Annotated in this window: 9 protein-coding genes; 7 read left to right on the forward strand and 2 right to left on the reverse strand. The window is 66.2% G+C overall.

The window, feature by feature from the left end; translation table 11 throughout:
* Positions 1–29: 29 nt before the first annotated feature.
* The 4 genes from AC5Y2L_RS06350 (at position 30) to AC5Y2L_RS06365 (ending at position 2,813) form a co-directional block, all read left to right on the forward strand.
* The gene (locus tag AC5Y2L_RS06350) at positions 30–455 is read left to right on the forward strand and encodes a nuclear transport factor 2 family protein (protein WP_499933928.1); all 426 of its coding nucleotides are present in this window, start codon (positions 30–32) and stop codon (positions 453–455) included.
* Positions 456–532: 77 nt separating this feature from the next.
* Positions 533–1,006 carry an FAS1-like dehydratase domain-containing protein gene (locus tag AC5Y2L_RS06355; protein ID WP_499934275.1) on the forward strand — a complete coding sequence of 158 codons (474 nt, stop codon included), beginning with the start codon at positions 533–535 and terminating at the stop codon, positions 1,004–1,006.
* Complete coding sequence (locus AC5Y2L_RS06360) at positions 1,003–1,452, forward strand: MaoC family dehydratase (protein ID WP_499933930.1); 450 nt, start codon at positions 1,003–1,005, stop codon at positions 1,450–1,452. The genes AC5Y2L_RS06355 and AC5Y2L_RS06360 overlap by 4 nt, the downstream gene beginning before the upstream one ends.
* Positions 1,449–2,813: a lipocalin-like domain-containing protein gene (locus tag AC5Y2L_RS06365; RefSeq protein WP_499933931.1), complete on the forward strand. Its 1,365-nt coding sequence runs from the start codon at positions 1,449–1,451 to the stop codon at positions 2,811–2,813. The genes AC5Y2L_RS06360 and AC5Y2L_RS06365 overlap by 4 nt, the downstream gene beginning before the upstream one ends.
* 169 nt (positions 2,814–2,982) lie before the next feature.
* Here AC5Y2L_RS06365 and AC5Y2L_RS06370 read toward each other — a convergent pair whose 3' ends face one another.
* Positions 2,983–4,131: an aromatic ring-hydroxylating oxygenase subunit alpha gene (locus AC5Y2L_RS06370; protein ID WP_499933933.1), complete on the reverse strand. Its 1,149-nt coding sequence runs from the start codon at positions 4,129–4,131 to the stop codon at positions 2,983–2,985.
* A gap of 147 nt (positions 4,132–4,278) precedes the next feature.
* The gene (locus tag AC5Y2L_RS06375; RefSeq protein ID WP_499933934.1) at positions 4,279–5,136 is read right to left on the reverse strand and encodes an MmyB family transcriptional regulator; all 858 of its coding nucleotides are present in this window, start codon (positions 5,134–5,136) and stop codon (positions 4,279–4,281) included.
* Positions 5,137–5,221: 85 nt separating this feature from the next.
* Between AC5Y2L_RS06375 and AC5Y2L_RS06380 the strand changes: the two genes are divergently transcribed.
* The 3 genes from AC5Y2L_RS06380 to AC5Y2L_RS06390 all read left to right on the forward strand — a co-directional run bounded on the left by AC5Y2L_RS06380 (position 5,222) and on the right by AC5Y2L_RS06390 (position 16,256).
* Positions 5,222–5,665 (forward strand): hypothetical protein, encoded by a 444-nt coding sequence (locus AC5Y2L_RS06380; RefSeq protein WP_499933936.1) that lies wholly within the window; start codon positions 5,222–5,224, stop codon positions 5,663–5,665.
* A 49-nt stretch (positions 5,666–5,714) separates the two neighbouring features.
* Entirely contained in the window at positions 5,715–6,437 is a 723-nt protein-coding gene (locus AC5Y2L_RS06385) for a DUF1906 domain-containing protein (RefSeq protein ID WP_499933937.1), read from the forward strand.
* Positions 6,438–7,016: 579 nt separating this feature from the next.
* Entirely contained in the window at positions 7,017–16,256 is a 9,240-nt protein-coding gene (locus AC5Y2L_RS06390) for a fatty acid synthase subunit beta domain-containing protein (RefSeq protein ID WP_499933938.1), read from the forward strand.
* Positions 16,257–16,259 lie beyond the last annotated feature (3 nt).

Consider the following 16,259-nt stretch of genomic DNA (forward strand, 5'->3'; position numbering starts at 1 on the left):
GTCAAGTTTCTAAGGTCTGGAGAGCAAAGATGTCCATGAGCTATCAGGAACAGCAGATGCTCCAGGCCGCCACCGGCCGCGCTGCGATCCTGGATCTCGACGCCCGGCACAATCGGGCCTACTCCGACGGGAACCGCGAACGTTGGATCGCCACGTTTCGTCACTCCGGCGCCAGCTACACGCGCGACGGCGAACTGTTCCAGGATCTGCGCTTGGCGTTCGACGGCGGCGACGGACAGCGCTTGATCACTGTCGATCACGAGATCCAGGTCGACGGTGTAAACGCAAGCCAACGTTGTGTCGCCGTGCTTTTCGCCGTGGCCTACGGCGACACCACACTGCGGGCCACCGGGACGTTCCGGGACGAACTGATTTACGAGCGCGGCGGCTGGTATTTCACGTCCCGGGTCCTCGCCTGGGATTCGGTGCCCAGCCGCCATCCGCTCGTCATGTGAAGCGCCACGTGGACCAGGACTCACCCGACCAAGCCGGCTATCAGCTCGCCTTCGGCACGTATGACGACGCGCTGCGAATGGTCGGCGCGGCGAGCGAACCGCGCACCGCCCGAACGGCGGTCAGCGGCGCGCGGATTCAGCTGTTCGCCGCGATGGTCCGCGACGGCAATCGGTCCTACTGGGATACCGAATACGCGCGGCAAAAATGGGGCGGCTTGCTGGCGCCGCCGGCGTTGTTGATGGGATGGCTGATACCTCCGCCCTGGGAGCCGGAAGGCCGGCCACCGGCGGCCTCCCTGGTGCTGCGAGTGCCCTTGCCCGGTACGACGTTCATCAACGCGGCCAACGACGTCGAATTCTTGGATCCCATCCTAGAGGGCGACGTACTTACCGTCGTCGAGGAGTTGGTGTCGGTATCGCCGGAAAAGCGAACCCGGCTGGGGGTCGGTCATTTCGTCGAGACGCTGGAGACCTACCGCCGCCAGGACGGCGTCGTGGTGGCCAAGTGCCGAAACACCTTGTTCCGCTTCACCCCGGAAGCAACCTCGTGACGGGCGTCGACCTGGACTGGAATGTGGTCGAGGTTCCCGTCGAATTGCCAGAGGTGATCGAGGAGATCAGTTACCAGCGGGTGGTGGAGAACGCCGGAGCGACGTGGGATTATTTCCCAGGCCATTTCGATCCGGTGTATGCCCGTAGCCAGGGAAACCCGACGATCTATGTCAACACCATGCATCTCGCCGGATTCGCCGACCGCATCGCGACCGATTGGGCCGGGCCGGGCAGTCGCGTGGTTCGCCGCTCTATGCGCTTGGCCGTTTCGGTCTACGCCGGGGATACCATGATCGGCCGCGGCCGGGCGGTGGCCAAGCGGCTCGACAGCTCGGTGGAGCCGCCGCGCCGACTCGTGGACATCCAGATCACCGTGACCAATCAGCATGGCGCACTGTGCTGTCCGGTGGAGCTCACTCTTCAGCTACCCCAGCGGCCGACATGAATGACGATTGGCGTAGCTACCCGTTTCGGCTGGTTCCCGGGGACGCCCTGTTGGACTTTCCCGCCGCCGAAGGCGAACACCCCGACCACGAGTCCGATACCTGGTTCATCGCAGGCCAACTCGATGCGGCTACGACGGGCCGGTCGTTTGCGTTCCTGACCATCTTCAACAAGAACCGGCCCGGCGGGGCCGTGATCGCGGATTTCTACACGCTGGCCCTGTTCGACCTGGACACCGGCGAGTATGGGACGTATACGGATTACGACATGCCGCCGGCCAACATGAAACCGGGAGCCGTGTCCAAGCTGTCCATGGCCACTGGTTACCTCGACCTCGAATACCGAAGTGGCGCAGGCATCGCGTCGTGGATCACCCGCCGAACCGACGATGACGAATTGGTGCCCTACACCTACCAAATCAGCCTGACGGGTGCAGACCAGACCGGGAAGCCGATGCGGCTGGAGCTGGCCGTGACACCGACCCGCGCGCCCACACCCGTTGGTGCATCGACGTACAACGGAAAGATCATGTGTTTCGGGCAGTCCGACACATACTCGTACTTCCAGACCGGGATGGCCATGACCGGAACGCTGAGCTGGGGCGAGCTGAGCGAGGAGGTGTCCGGCAGCGCCGGTCACGTCGACCGGCAATGGTTTCCGAAGTATGCGGGTGGAGTGCCGCGAGCCAGGTCGCACGAATGGCGAACGATCAACTTCGACAACGGTGTCGACTTGAGCATCTGGCGGCAGTTCGACCGGATGAATGGCAATGCGCTGCAACCGTTTACCGGCGTGACGACGAGTTCGCCCGATCCCACGGTGGCGCCGCAGTGCGCCGAAGACGTCGACGTCGTGGTGACCAGCTATGTGAAGTGGCCCAATTCCGTGCGGACCCTGCTACGTCCGCCGGCCCAAGCCCGGTACCTGCCGGATCGTCATCGGATCATTTGTCCCACACTCGAATTGGACATCGTGGGGGAACCGCTGGTGGCCGCGCCCGCACACGCTCTTCCGATCGAATACATGGAAGGGCCCTACCGATATCGCGGGACCATGTGGGGGGAGCCGGTGAGCGGCTTCGCCTTCAACGAGCGCTCGCTGGCGCTGTACCGAGACTGGGAGTTGGTCGAGGTGCTGGCAACGACCGTGATGAATGTCGATCCGCCCGCCCCGGGGCTACAGGCGCTGGTGGATCAGCTGGTGCCGTTGGTGGCGGCCGGGCGGCGTCACGAGGCTGCTGCGCTGTTGACCACGCAGCATCTCCAAAACGGCGCGCTGGCAACGATTCTGGAGGATCTCAAAACCGCGCTGTCGGAACCTTCCACCGACGAGATTGCGGCCAGTCCCGGCGACGGTGTCTAGTTCAGCGGCGTGGACCGTACGCTGTCACATCAGCCACTTCAGCCCCCGTCGGGGCTCCACCCGGTGAATCCGTAACGTGATGTCACCGGCGATATCGCATTTCAGATCGCGACATGACTTCGCTTTTGGTGCCCGAGGGACCGGTGTGATTTCAACGTCTCGGCCGCGGTCAGCCGACGGCCGTCTGGGCAATCGCCTGCTCCCAGGTGATGTGACGATGCTGCAGACCAGGCTCGTTGCGCCCGAACACAAGTCGGTCCCGGGCACCCGACTCGAGGTTGGCTTGCAGCGATTCGACCAGCCGGTAATCCTCGTCGCGCACGGTGGAGTGCGCGTATTCGAAGACGGCCGCGGCGCCGGCGGCCACGGATTCGTCGGACAGGTCAAGCGGTGTGGAGTTCTGGTGGACGGTGATCGACCGACCGGGCCGGTCGGCGGGGTAGACGCGAAACAGCTCGCCGTTGGCGATCGTCACCGACAGCACGATGTTGGGGAACAGCGCGTAGATCACGACCATGTTCCGGAACGGATCCCACTGATCTTCAGGCACATTGTCCAGTTCGAGGATGCCATTGAGCGGGAAGATCAACCGGTGATGCGGCCCGTACGAGTCGAAGACCGTGCAGTTGCTGCGAGCGATGGTGGCAAACGTCTGCCGGTGCACGGTGGCGAAATGATAGTTCTCCGCGAAGGTGTCGACGGCAAGTTTCCAGTTGATGGGGCAGTCCAGCACCTTCTCGCCCAGCGGAGACCACCGTCCGATTCCCCACGAGTCCAGCTCGTCAGCCAACGGACCCAGGTGTGTGGCGATATCCAGCGTCGTGCCGGGATCCAATCCCACCCAAAGAAATCCGGCGAACTCTGCGGCTGGCAGCTCGGTCAGCCCGTCGGACTTCAGCCTCACGTCGGGGAAGCCCTCGCGGCCCGGCAGCCCGACCAATCGCCCGTTGTTGTCGTAGGTCCACGCGTGGTACGGGCAGCTGAACCGCTTCGCGGTGCCGCACCCGGTGACCACCTGCGACTGGCGGTGCAGGCAGACGTTGTCGAATGCCTTGACCGATCCCTCTGACGTCCTGGTCAGCAAGATCGACCGGCCCATCACCGTCTTGGTGCAATAACTGCCCGGCCCCGGCAGCTCCGAGACATAGCCGACCAGTTGCGGACTGGCCAGCAGCATGGCCCGGTCGCGGTCGTGCCGCTCGAGTGAGGTGTACTCCCGCGCGTCGACCGAGTGTTGCGTCGGCGCCAGGTCGGTCGTCTTGTCGCGCGCCAGCTTCAGGGCGCGTCGGGTCAGGTCGATGAGTTGGTCGTGATCCATCGGAAGTCCCTATTGCAGTCGTTTCAGCAGCGCCCGCCCTAACTTTATTAACTTTATAGTGTTAGCCGAACGCAGCCAAGAATGGTCGGCCGAGCAGACGCAGATGCCCCCAAACTCGTTGACTTCGGGGGCTTTTGCTCACCGCCCTCAGTCGCGTTGCCGCGTATTGATGTAGCCGAGCAGCTGTGGTTGTCGATCGGCCAGGGCGCTCAGGCGGGTGTCGTCGAGGCGGTGCAGGTAGTCCGCGGTGGCGGTGTCGGCGGGAAAGAACGACTCTATGGCCAGGCTTTCTACGCCGACATCGAGTGGGCTGCCGAACGTCGCGATGGTGTTGACGAAGTGCAGTTCGACACCGTCGACCGTGGTCATCCGGAACGGCACATACAGCTCGGCGGCCGCGGCGAGTGTCGACTCGGCCGGGCGAGGCGCCGGATAACCGGCGAGCTCTTGATACAAACGTTGGACCTCGGGCGATGCCGTGACGTTGGCGGTCCGACGCACCCGACGCAGGATGCTGGAGTGCACCTCGGCACGATTGAGCAACCGCTGTGAGAGTCCCTGCGGATGTAGGCACAACCTCATCACATTGAGCGGTGGTCGAAGCAGCTCCGCGGCCGCCGCTTGGTCCAGCCCTTCTACCAGCACAACGCAGCCCGCGTTTGCGGCAATGAGATTCCAGCATGAATCGGTGACGACGGCCGGGTAGGGCGAATGGCCGGCCAGCACTGAATCGATGGCTGCCTTCACCGGCTGCATCTGCTCGGCATCGAGCGGGTGCTCTCCGTAGGCGGGAGCGTAGCCGCCGGCGAGCAGGAGCCGATTACGCGCGTTCAACGGGAGATCGAGCGACTCGCCGATGCGGAGCAGTAACGACCGGCTGGCGTTGGACCGCCCCGTTTCCACGAAGCTGAGATGGCGAGGCGAAACACCAATCTGGTGCGCCAGCTCCATCTGGCTCATCCGCCGGCGAGTGCGCCATTCGCGCACCCCGATACCCGCCGACACCGTCCCAACTTATCGCCGCGTGGCAACTGCGACCACTACCTCGCAGGTAATCGACACAGCTACCTCGACGGCCAAGACTGCGTTCATGAGCACAACACCACCAGCACAGCCCACCGTCTTGCGGCGCTCGTTCACCGCGGCGGCGATCGGCCGGATCATGCTGGGCGCGGCCGCATTCATGTCGCCGAGGTCCCAGACGCGGATGAACGGTTTGCCAGACGACACGCTCTCTACGGAAACGAGATATCTGATCCGGATCTTCGGAGCCCGCGCCCTGGGCCTGGGCCTCGGCTATCTGGCGAGCGATGAGGCTCATCGTCGGCGCTGGCAACGCATCGGTCTGGTAGTCGACACCTTGGACAACCTCAACGCGGTGATGGAGTTGCGGAAACTCGATCGCGGCGATAGCCGGATCCGTGCGCTGCTCAGCCTTGTCGCGGTGACCGGTCCGTACGCCGCGCTAGGCGCATTGGGCGTGGTGCACAGCCGGTTCACGCGCGCGCGTTGCGGCACTGTGACACACATGTGACTGATGCGACCAGTGTGTCACCTGATGTATCTGTCGTACCCTGTGGCATGTGCCACTGCCGCGGCGTGACGTCCTCAAACTCGCGGCCGCAACGCCGGGTCTGCTGGCCCTCGGGTTCGCGGGGGCGTCCACGTGCGCGGCACGGGCTTCGGCGGCGTCACTCGGGACACTGCTGGACTACGCGGCCGGCGTCATCCCCGCCCAGCAGATCAGGGCCGCCGGCGCGGTCGGGGCGATCCGCTATGTGTCGGACCGGCGGCCCGGTGGCAACTGGATGCTCGGCAAGCCGATCCAGGTCGCCGAGGCGCGCGACCTGAGCAGTAGTGGACTGAAGATCGTCTCGTGCTACCAGTACGGCAAGGGCGCCACGGCCGATTGGCTGGGCGGGGCCGCCGCTGGCACCCAGCACGCCCAGCGCGGAATGCAGCTGCACGCCGCCGCCGGAGGGCCCGCCAGCGCTCCGATCTATGCCTCGATCGACGACGACCCGTCGTATGACCAGTACAAACGACAAGTGCTGCCCTATCTAAAGGCGTGGGAGTCGGTCATCGGCCACCAGCGCACGGGTGTATACGCGAACTCGAAAACCATCGACTGGGCTTTGCATGACGGCGTGGGCTCGTATTTCTGGCAGCACAACTGGGGCTCGCCCAAGGGTTACGCCCACCCCGCTGCGCACCTGCACCAAGTCGAGATCGACAAGCGGTCCGTCGGCGGTGTCGGCGTTGACATCAACGAAATCCTCAAGCCGCAATTCGGGCAGTGGGGTTAGGCAGATCCAAACCGGCGCCGGCGACTGCGACGGTCGGCCAACCGCCCGCGGGAATCGACAGGCCGAAGCAATCGCCGCTCCAGCAAACACTCGTTCGCTCAATTCGGAGCGCCGGAGTCGTCGGACGGCGCACGCGTGCGCTGGCGGCCCGGTGCGAACTACCGCTGAAAGCCGAAATTTTTTACATAACGATTACATAACAATACTGCTTTGATCAGCGCCGTTGTTGCTACTCGACCGTAACCACCTACATGCAGGAGGTTTATCGGCACCGCCCGCGCCCGCCGTCGAAGCGGCTGTTACCCACGACACGGTTACCCGCGCGTAGAACTCACCAGTAACCGATCACCATGGTCTCCACCCCCAAATTCTTATGACACCCTTATGTGAGCCGAAGCCGTCTGCCGTGCCATGGGCCGGCCAATTGGCAGGCCCGCTGACGATACGAACGGTCAGTCGATTTTGGCGCCGATTCAACGCGGAATCGACGACGCCGGCCCGCCCGCGCTGACCGGGCCGCAAGACAGACGTCAAGAAAACTTCAAGAAAACGTTTAGACGCGACAGGGGAGATGTAGGCGTGACGATTCACGAGCACGAGCAGGTTTCCGCTGACCGCGACGGGACCGGCCCGCATAGCACGCATGCTCTGGTCGACCGCCTAGCCGCCGGCGAGCCCTATGCCGTCGCGTTCGGCGGCCAGGGCAGCGCTTGGCTGGAAACCCTCGAAGAGCTGGTGTCGTCGGCCGGAATCGAATCCGAGTTGGCCACGCTGGTCGGTGAGGCGGATCTGCTGCTCGAGCCGGTCGCCAAAGAATTGGTCGTGGTGCGTCCCGTCGGCTTCGAGCCGCTGCAGTGGGTTCGCGCGCTGGCGGCAGAGGAATCGGTCCCGTCCGACAAGCACCTGACATCGGCCGCGGTGTCGTTGCCTGGCGTGCTGCTCACCCAGATTGCTGCCATCCGCGCGCTGGCCCGTCAGGGCATGGATCTCATTGCCACCCCGCCGGTTGCTCTAGCAGGGCATTCGCAGGGCGTGCTGGCAGTCGAGGCGCTCAAAGCCGGGGGAGCCCGCGATGTCGAGCTGCTAGCCCTGGCCCAGCTCCTCGGCGCCGCCGGGACGCTGGTCGCGCGTCGCCGCGGCATCTCCGTTCTGGGTGACCGGCCGCCGATGGTCTCGGTCACCAACGCCGATCCGGCGCGCATCCAGCGGCTACTCGACGAGTTCGCCCAAGACGTTCGCACCGTGCTGCCGCCGGTGTTGTCCATCCGCAACGGCCGGCGGTCCGTCGTCATCACCGGAACCCCCGAGCAGCTCTCCCGCTTCGAGCTCTACTGCCGGCACATCTCGGAGAAAGAAGAGGCCGAGCGCAAGAACAAAATCCGCGGTGGCGACGTCTTCGCACCCGTCTTCGACCCGGTGCGGGTAGAGGTCGGATTCCACACCCCGCGGCTGGCCGACGGTATCGACATCGTCGGTCGCTGGGCGGAACAGGTCGGCTTGGACGTCGGCTTCGCCCGTGAGCTTGCCGAATCCATCCTGGTGAAGAAGGTCGACTGGGTGGACGAGATCACCCGCGTGCACGACGCCGGCGCACGCTGGATTCTCGACCTCGGTCCGGGCGACATCCTGACCCGGCTGACCGCGCCGGTGATCCGGGGCATCGGTGTCGGCATTGTGCCCGCGGCAACCCGGGGCGGTCAGCGCAACCTCTTTACCGTCGGGGCCACGCCCGAGGTGGCGCGAGCCTGGTCCAGCTACGCGCCGACCGTGGTGCGCCTGCCCGACGGCCGCGTCAAGCTCTCGACCAAGTTCACCCGGTTGACCGGCCGTTCGCCGATCCTGCTGGCGGGCATGACCCCGACCACCGTCGACGCCAAAATCGTTGCGGCCGCGGCCAATGCCGGGCATTGGGCCGAGCTGGCCGGCGGCGGCCAGGTCACCGAAGAAGTCTTCGCCAACCGCATCAAACAGATGTCCGGACTGCTCGAGCCCGGCCGCACCTATCAGTTCAACGCACTGTTCCTCGATCCTTATCTGTGGAAGCTGCAGGTCGGTGGTAAGCGGCTGGTGCAGAAGGCACGCCAATCCGGTGCCGCGATCGACGGCCTGGTGATTAGCGCCGGTATCCCGGACCTGGAGGAAGCCGTCGAGCTGATTCACGAGCTCAACGACGTCGGAATCAGCCACGTCGTGTTCAAGCCCGGCACCATCGAGCAGATCCGCTCGGTCATCCGCATCGCCACCGAGGTGCCCACCAAGCCGGTGATCATGCATGTCGAGGGCGGGCGTGCCGGTGGCCACCATTCCTGGGAAGACCTCGACGATCTGCTGCTGGCCACCTACTCGGAATTGCGGTCACGGCCCAACATCACGGTTTGCGTCGGCGGCGGCATCGGCACCCCGGAACGGGCGGCCGAATATCTGTCTGGGCGCTGGGCACAGGCGCACGGCTTCCCATTGATGCCCATCGACGGCATCCTGGTCGGCACCGCCGCGATGGCCACCCTGGAATCCACCACGTCGCCGTCGGTCAAGCGGATGCTGGTCGAGACCCAAGGCACCGACCAATGGATCAGTGCCGGAAAAGCCCAGGGCGGCATGGCTTCCAGCCGTAGCCAGCTCGGCGCCGACATCCACGAGATCGACAACACCGCTTCGCGTTGTGGTCGGCTGCTCGACGAAGTCGCCGGTGACGCGGAAAAGGTCGCAGAGCGGCGCGACGAGATCATCGCCGCAATGGCAAACACGGCCAAGCCGTACTTCGGCGACGTCGCGGAGATGACCTACCTGCAGTGGCTGCGGCGGTACGTCGAATTGACCATCGGCGAGGGCAATTCGACCGCAGACACCGCTGGACTGCTGGGCCCGGACAGCCCGTGGCTGGCCGACACCTGGCGCGACCGCTTCGCGCAGATGCTGCAACGGGCCGAAGCTCGCTTGCACCCAAAGGATTTCGGCCCCATCGAAACTCTCTTCGGCGACCCGGCGCTGCTGGAGAACCCCGAGCAGGCCATCGACACACTGCTGCAGCACTATCCCGACGCCGAGACCGTGCAGCTGCACCCGGCCGATGTGCCGTTCTTCGTCACGTTGTGCAAGACGCTGGGCAAGCCGGTGAACTTCGTGCCGGTCATCGACAAGGACGTGCGGCGGTGGTGGCGCAGTGACTCGCTGTGGCAGGCACACGACGCGCGCTACGACGCCGACCAGGTGTGCATCATCCCCGGCACCGCATCGGTGGCCGGGATCACCCGGATGGACGAACCCGTTGGTGAATTGCTGGACCGTTTCGAGCAGGCCGCCATCGACGAGGTGCTCGCCGCCGACGGACAACCGCAAGACGTCACGTCGCGTCGCCGGGGTCGCCCCGACGTGTCCGGGCCGCTGGCCGTCGTGCTCGATGCCCCCGATGTGCTGTGGGCCGGCCGGATCGCGACCAACCCCGCTCATCGTATCGCCGAGCCGAACGAGTGGCAGGTGCATGACGAGCCCGGAAACCCAAGGGCCACACACTCTTCCACCGGTGCCAGGCTGCAGGTGAACTCCGCCGACGAAGTGGTGCTCAGCGTTCCGGTATCGGGTACCTGGATCGACATCCCGTTGAGGTTGCCGGCCAACACCGTCGACGGCGGTGTTCCGGTGGTGTCCATCGAGGACGCCAGCACCGCCATGCGGTCCGTGCTCGCGATCGCCGCCGGCGTGGATGGCCCGGAGTTCCTGCCCCCGGTCGACGACGGAACCGCCACCGTCACGGTGGACTGGGACCCCGAGCGGGTTGCCGACCACACCGGTGTCACCGCCACCTTCGGTGAGCCGCTCGCTCCCGGGCTCACCACCGTGCCCGACGCGCTCGTCGGCCATTGCTGGCCAGCCGTTTTCGCCGCCATTGGATCGGCCGTCACCGACACCGGCATTCCGGTGGTGGAGGGGCTGCTGAGCCTGGTGCACCTCGATCATGCCGCCCACGTCGTCAGCCAGTTGCCGACCGTTCCGGCTCAATTGACCGTCACGGCAACCGCTTCCCAGGCGATCGACACCGAGATGGGCCGCGTCGTGCCGGTCTCGGTGACGATCACCGACAGTGACGGCACGGTGATCGCAACCCTGGAGGAGCGATTCGCGATCCTGGGCCGCACCGGCTCGGCGGAACTGGCCGACCCGGTCCGCGCCGGTGGCGCGGTGTCGGAGAACGCGACCGACACCCCGCGCCGTCGTCGTCGCGACGTCCGGATTACCGCACCCGCCGACATGCGGCCGTTCGCCGTTGTCTCCGGTGACCACAACCCGATTCACACCGACCGCGCCGCCGCACTGCTGGCCGGCCTGGAATCACCGATCGTGCACGGCATGTGGTTGTCGGCGGCCGCGCAGCACGCCGTGACCGCCACCGACGGTCAGGCCCGCCCGCCGGCGCGGCTGATCGGCTGGACGGCGCGATTCCTGGGCATGGTCCGCCCCGGCGACGAGGTGGATTTCCGGGTCGAGCGGGTCGGAATCGACCAGGGCGCCGAGGTTTTGGAGGTTACCGCGAAGATCGGGTCGGACCTGGTGATGTCGGCGACCGCCCGGCTTGCCGCGCCCAAGACGGTCTACGCGTTCCCCGGTCAGGGCATTCAGCACAAGGGCATGGGCATGGAGGTCCGGGCCCGGTCCAAGGCGGCCCGCAAGGTCTGGGACAAGGCGGACAAGTTCACCCGCGACACCCTGGGCTTCTCGGTGCTGCACGTGGTGCGCGACAACCCGACCAGCATCATCGCCAGCGGTGTGCACTATCACCACCCCGACGGCGTGCTGTACCTGACGCAGTTCACTCAGGTCGCTATGGCGACGGTGGCAGCCGCACAGGTCGCCGAGATGCGCGAGCAGGGCGCCTTCGTGGAAGGGGCCATCGCGTGTGGTCACTCCGTCGGCGAGTACACCGCACTGGCCTGCGTGACGGGAATCTACGAGCTGGAAGCCTTGCTGGAGACCGTGTTTCACCGCGGCTCGAAGATGCACGACATCGTGCCGCGCGACGAACTGGGCCGCTCCAACTACCGGCTGGCCGCCATCCGGCCGTCGCAGATCGACCTGCCCGATGCCGAGGTCACCGCGTTCGTCGCCGAAATCGCCGAGCGCACCGGAGAGTTTCTCGAGATCGTGAACTTCAACCTGCGCGGTTCGCAGTATGCCATCGCCGGGACGGTCCGCGGGCTGGAAGCGCTCGAGGAAGAGGTCGAGCGGCGACGCGAAATCACCGGCGGCAAGCGATCATTCATCCTGGTGCCGGGCATCGACGTGCCATTCCACTCGCGGGTGTTGCGGGTCGGTGTCGCCGAATTCCGCCGCTCGCTGGACCGGGTGATGCCGCGTGACAAGGATCCCGATCTGATCATCGGGCGCTACATCCCCAACCTGGTGCCGCGGCCGTTCACCCTGGACCGCGACTTCATCCAGGAGATCCGCGATCTCGTTCCCGCCGAACCGCTCGACGAAATCCTCGCCGACTACGACACCTGGCGCCGCGAGCGGCCAGGCGAGATGGCGCGGACGGTCTTGATCGAGCTGCTGGCGTGGCAGTTCGCCAGCCCCGTGCGCTGGATCGAGACGCAGGACCTGCTGTTCATCGAGGAGGCCGCCGGCGGCCTGGGGGTTGAACGGTTCGTCGAGATCGGCGTGAAGTCGGCGCCGACGGTCGCCGGACTGGCCACCAACACCCTCAAGCTTCCCGAATACGCCCACAGCACAGTGGAAGTACTCAACGCCGAGCGTGACGCGGCCGTGCTGTTCGCCACCGACACCGACCCCGAACCGGAACTCGAGGAGGAGTTGGGTGGCCCGGAGCCGATCGCGGAAACGGTTGCGGCAGAGGCTGCCCCCGCCGTCGCTCCGGCTCCCGCCGCAGCTGCGTCGGGCGCCCCCAGACCGGAAGACATTTCGTTCGATGCGGCCGACGCGACCCTGGCGCTGATTGCACTGTCCGCCAAGATGCGCATCGACCAGATCGAGGAGCTGGACTCCATCGAGTCCATCACCGACGGTGCCTCGTCGCGGCGCAACCAGCTATTGGTGGATCTAGGTTCCGAGTTGAACCTGGGTGCCATCGATGGCGCCGCCGAGTCCGACCTGGCCGGGCTGCGGTCGCAGGTCACGAAGCTGGCACGGACCTACAAGCCGTATGGGCCAGTGCTTTCCGATGCGATCAACGACCAGCTGCGAACGGTTCTGGGACCGTCGGGCAAGCGGCCCGGCGCCATTGCCGAGCGGGTCAGCAAGACGTGGGAGCTCGGCGAAGGCTGGGCCAAACACGTCACGGTCGAGGTCGCGCTGGGCACCCGGGAAGGCGCCAGCGTTCGCGGTGGTGCTCTTGGCCACCTACACGAGGGCGCGCTGGCCGACGCCGCCGCCGTCGACAAAGTCATTGACGCCGCAGTGACTTCGGTCGCCGCGCGCCGCGGCATCGCGGTGGCGTTGCCGTCGGCGGCGGGCGGTGGCGGCGCGACCGTCGATGCCGCCGCATTGTCGGAATTCACCGAACAGATCACCGGCCGCGACGGAGTCCTGGCCTCGGCGGCTCGGCTCGTGCTGGGCCAGCTGGGCCTGGACGACCCGGTCAGTGTGTCGCCGGCCGCAACCGATGCCGAGCTCATCGACCTCGTCACGGCCGAATTGGGCGCGGACTGGCCGCGTTTGGTGGCGCCGGTGTTCGACGGCAAGAAGGCTGTCGTTTTCGACGACCGCTGGGCCAGCGCGCGCGAAGACCTGGTGAAGCTGTGGCTGACCGACGAGAGTGACATTGATGCCCAGTGGTCTAGTCTCTCGGAAAGGTTCGAGGGCGCCGGGCACGTGGTCGCCAGCCAGGCCACCTGGTGGCAGGGCAAGTCGTTGGCCGCGGGCCGTCAGATTCACGCGTCGCTGTACGGGCGGATCGCCGCCGGTGCCGAAAACCCGGACCCCGGCCCCTACAGCAAGGAAGTCGCGGTGGTGACCGGCGCGTCGAAAGGTTCGATCGCCGCGTCAGTGGTCGCACGACTGCTCGACGGCGGTGCCACCGTCATCGCGACCACCTCCAAGCTCGACGACGACCGGTTGTCGTTCTACCGCAACCTGTATCGCGACCACGCTCGTTACGGCGCGGCGCTGTGGGTGGTGGCGGCCAACATGGCGTCCTACTCCGACATCGACGCCCTGGTGGACTGGGTGGGCAACGAGCAGACCGAAAGCCTTGGGCCGCAATCCATTCACATCAAGGATGCGCAGACTCCGACGCTGCTGTTCCCGTTCGCGGCACCGCGCGTGGTGGGTGATCTCTCCGAGGCCGGTTCGCGCGCCGAGATGGAGATGAAGGTTCTGCTGTGGGCGGTGCAGCGACTGATCGGTGGTCTGTCGAAGATCGGCGCCGAGCGTGACATCGCATCCCGGTTGCACGTGGTGCTGCCCGGCTCGCCCAACCGTGGAATGTTCGGCGGTGACGGCGCTTACGGCGAAGCCAAGTCGGCGCTGGATGCCGTGGTGAGCCGCTGGCACGCTGAATCCTCCTGGGCGGCACGGGTGAGTCTGGCGCACGCGCTGATCGGCTGGACCCGCGGCACCGGGCTGATGGGCCAGAACGACACGATCGTCTCGGCCGTCGAAGAGGCCGGTGTCACCACGTACTCCACCGACGAGATGGCTGCCATGCTGCTCGCGTTGTGCGACGTGGAATCCAAAGTCGCAGCGGCTAATTCGCCGATCAAGGCCGACCTGACCGGCGGGCTCGCCGAAGCCGACATCGACATGGCCGAGCTGGCCGCCAAGGCGCGCGAGGAAATGTCGTCGGAGGCGGCCGCCGAGAACGCGCCGGCCGAGGGCACCATCGCGGCGCTGCCGTCGCCCCCGCGGGGATACACGCCTGCACCGCCTCCGCAGTGGGACGACCTCGATGTCGACCCCGCGGACCTGGTGGTGATTGTGGGTGGCGCCGAAATCGGCCCGTATGGTTCGTCGCGCACCCGGTTCGAGATGGAGGTCGACAACGAGCTCTCCGCGGCCGGCGTGCTGGAGCTGGCCTGGACCACCGGGCTGATCCGGTGGGAGGACGACCCCCAACCGGGTTGGTATGACACCCAATCCGGCGACCTCGTCGACGAGGCTGAACTGGTCGAGCGTTATCACGACGCCGTCGTCGAAAGAGTGGGAATTCGCGAGTTTGTCGATGACGGCTCCATCAACCCCAACGAGGGCTCGCCGCTGCTGGTTTCGGTGTTCCTGGACAAAGACTTCAGCTTTGTCGTCTCGTCGGAGGCCGACGCCCGCGCCTTCGCCGAGTTCGACCCGGAGCACACGGTCATCCGCCCGCTTCCCGACTCCGGCGACTGGCAGGTTATCCGCAAGGCCGGCACCGAGATTCGCGTGCCGCGCAAGAACAAGCTGTCGCGGCTGGTCGGCGCCCAGGTGCCGACCGGGTTCGACCCCACGGTGTGGGGAATCAGCCCGGACATGGCGAGTTCCATCGACCGGCTCGCGGTATGGAACATCATTGCGACCGTCGACGCGTTCCTGACCGCTGGGTTCACCCCCGCCGAGGTGATGCGTTATGTGCACCCAAGTCTGGTGGCCAACACCATGGGCACCGGCATGGGCGGCGGTACCTCGATGCAGACGATGTACCACGGCAACCTGCTGGGCCGTAACAAGCCCAACGACATCTTCCAGGAAGTGTTGCCGAATATCGTTGCCGCGCATGTGGTTCAGTCCTACATCGGCAGCTACGGCGCGATGATCCACCCGGTTGCCGCCTGCGCGACGGCCGCGGTGTCCATCGAGGAGGGCGTCGACAAGATCCGGCTCGGCAAGGCCGAGATGGTAGTGACCGGCGGCATCGACGACCTGACGTTGGAAGGCATCATCGGCTTCGGTGACATGGCGGCCACCGCCGACACCGGCATGATGCGCGGCCGCGGCATCACCGACTCGAAGTTCTCTCGACCGAACGACCGGCGGCGGCTGGGCTTCGTCGAGGCCCAGGGTGGCGGGACCATCCTGTTGGCGCGCGGCGACCTGGCGCTGAAGATGGGGTTGCCGGTGCTGGCGGTGGTGGCGTTTGCCCAGTCGTTCGGCGACGGGGTGCACACGTCGATCCCGGCGCCCGGGTTGGGAGCGCTGGGAGCCGGCCGCGGCGGCAAGGACTCGCCCCTGGCCCGCTCGCTGGCCAAGCTGGGCGTCGGCCCCGACGACATCGCGGTGATCTCCAAGCACGACACGTCGACGCTGGCCAACGACCCCAACGAGACCGAGCTGCATGAGCGGCTGGCCGACTCGATGGGCCGATCCGCGGGGGCGCCACTGTTCGTGGTGTCGCAGAAGAGCCTGACCGGGCATGCCAAGGGTGGTGCGGCCGTCTTCCAGACGATGGGCCTGTGCCAGATGTTGCGGGACGGCGTGATTCCGCCCAACCGCAGCCTGGACTGCGTCGACGACGAGCTGGCCGGCGCCAAACACTTTGTGTGGGTGCGTGACACGCTGCGGCTCGGCGAGAAGTTCCCGCTCAAGGCCGGAATGCTGACCAGCCTCGGGTTCGGCCACGTGTCTGGTTTGGTCGCGCTGGTTCATCCGCAAGCCTTCATCGCCTCGCTGAGTGCGGACCAGCGCGCGGACTACCAGCGCCGTGCGGAGGCCCGGCTGTTGGCCGGCCAGCGGCGGCTGGCGTCGGCCATCGCCGGCGGCGAGCCGATGTATCAGCGGCCACCGGATCGTCGCTTCGACCACGGCGCGCCGGAAAAGCGTCAGGAGGCGACGATGCTGCTGAACCCGGCTGCCCGGCTGGGCGATGACGACGCGTACCAGGTCCCTGCGGGATAGGGC

This window comes from Mycobacterium sp. NGS66, from assembly GCF_059812225.1.

What these genes read in the sequence shown, in the direction of transcription:
- AC5Y2L_RS06380 (WP_499933936.1), top strand. Translation starts at nt 5,222, where the DNA reads ATGAGCACAACACCACCAGCACAGCCCACCGTCTTGCGGCGCTCGTTC.
- AC5Y2L_RS06370 (WP_499933933.1), bottom strand. Translation starts at nt 4,131, where the DNA reads ATGGATCACGACCAACTCATCGACCTGACCCGACGCGCCCTGAAGCTG.
- AC5Y2L_RS06350 (WP_499933928.1), top strand. Translation starts at nt 30, where the DNA reads ATGTCCATGAGCTATCAGGAACAGCAGATGCTCCAGGCCGCCACCGGC.
- AC5Y2L_RS06365 (WP_499933931.1), top strand. Translation starts at nt 1,449, where the DNA reads ATGAATGACGATTGGCGTAGCTACCCGTTTCGGCTGGTTCCCGGGGAC.
- AC5Y2L_RS06355 (WP_499934275.1), top strand. Translation starts at nt 533, where the DNA reads ATGGTCGGCGCGGCGAGCGAACCGCGCACCGCCCGAACGGCGGTCAGC.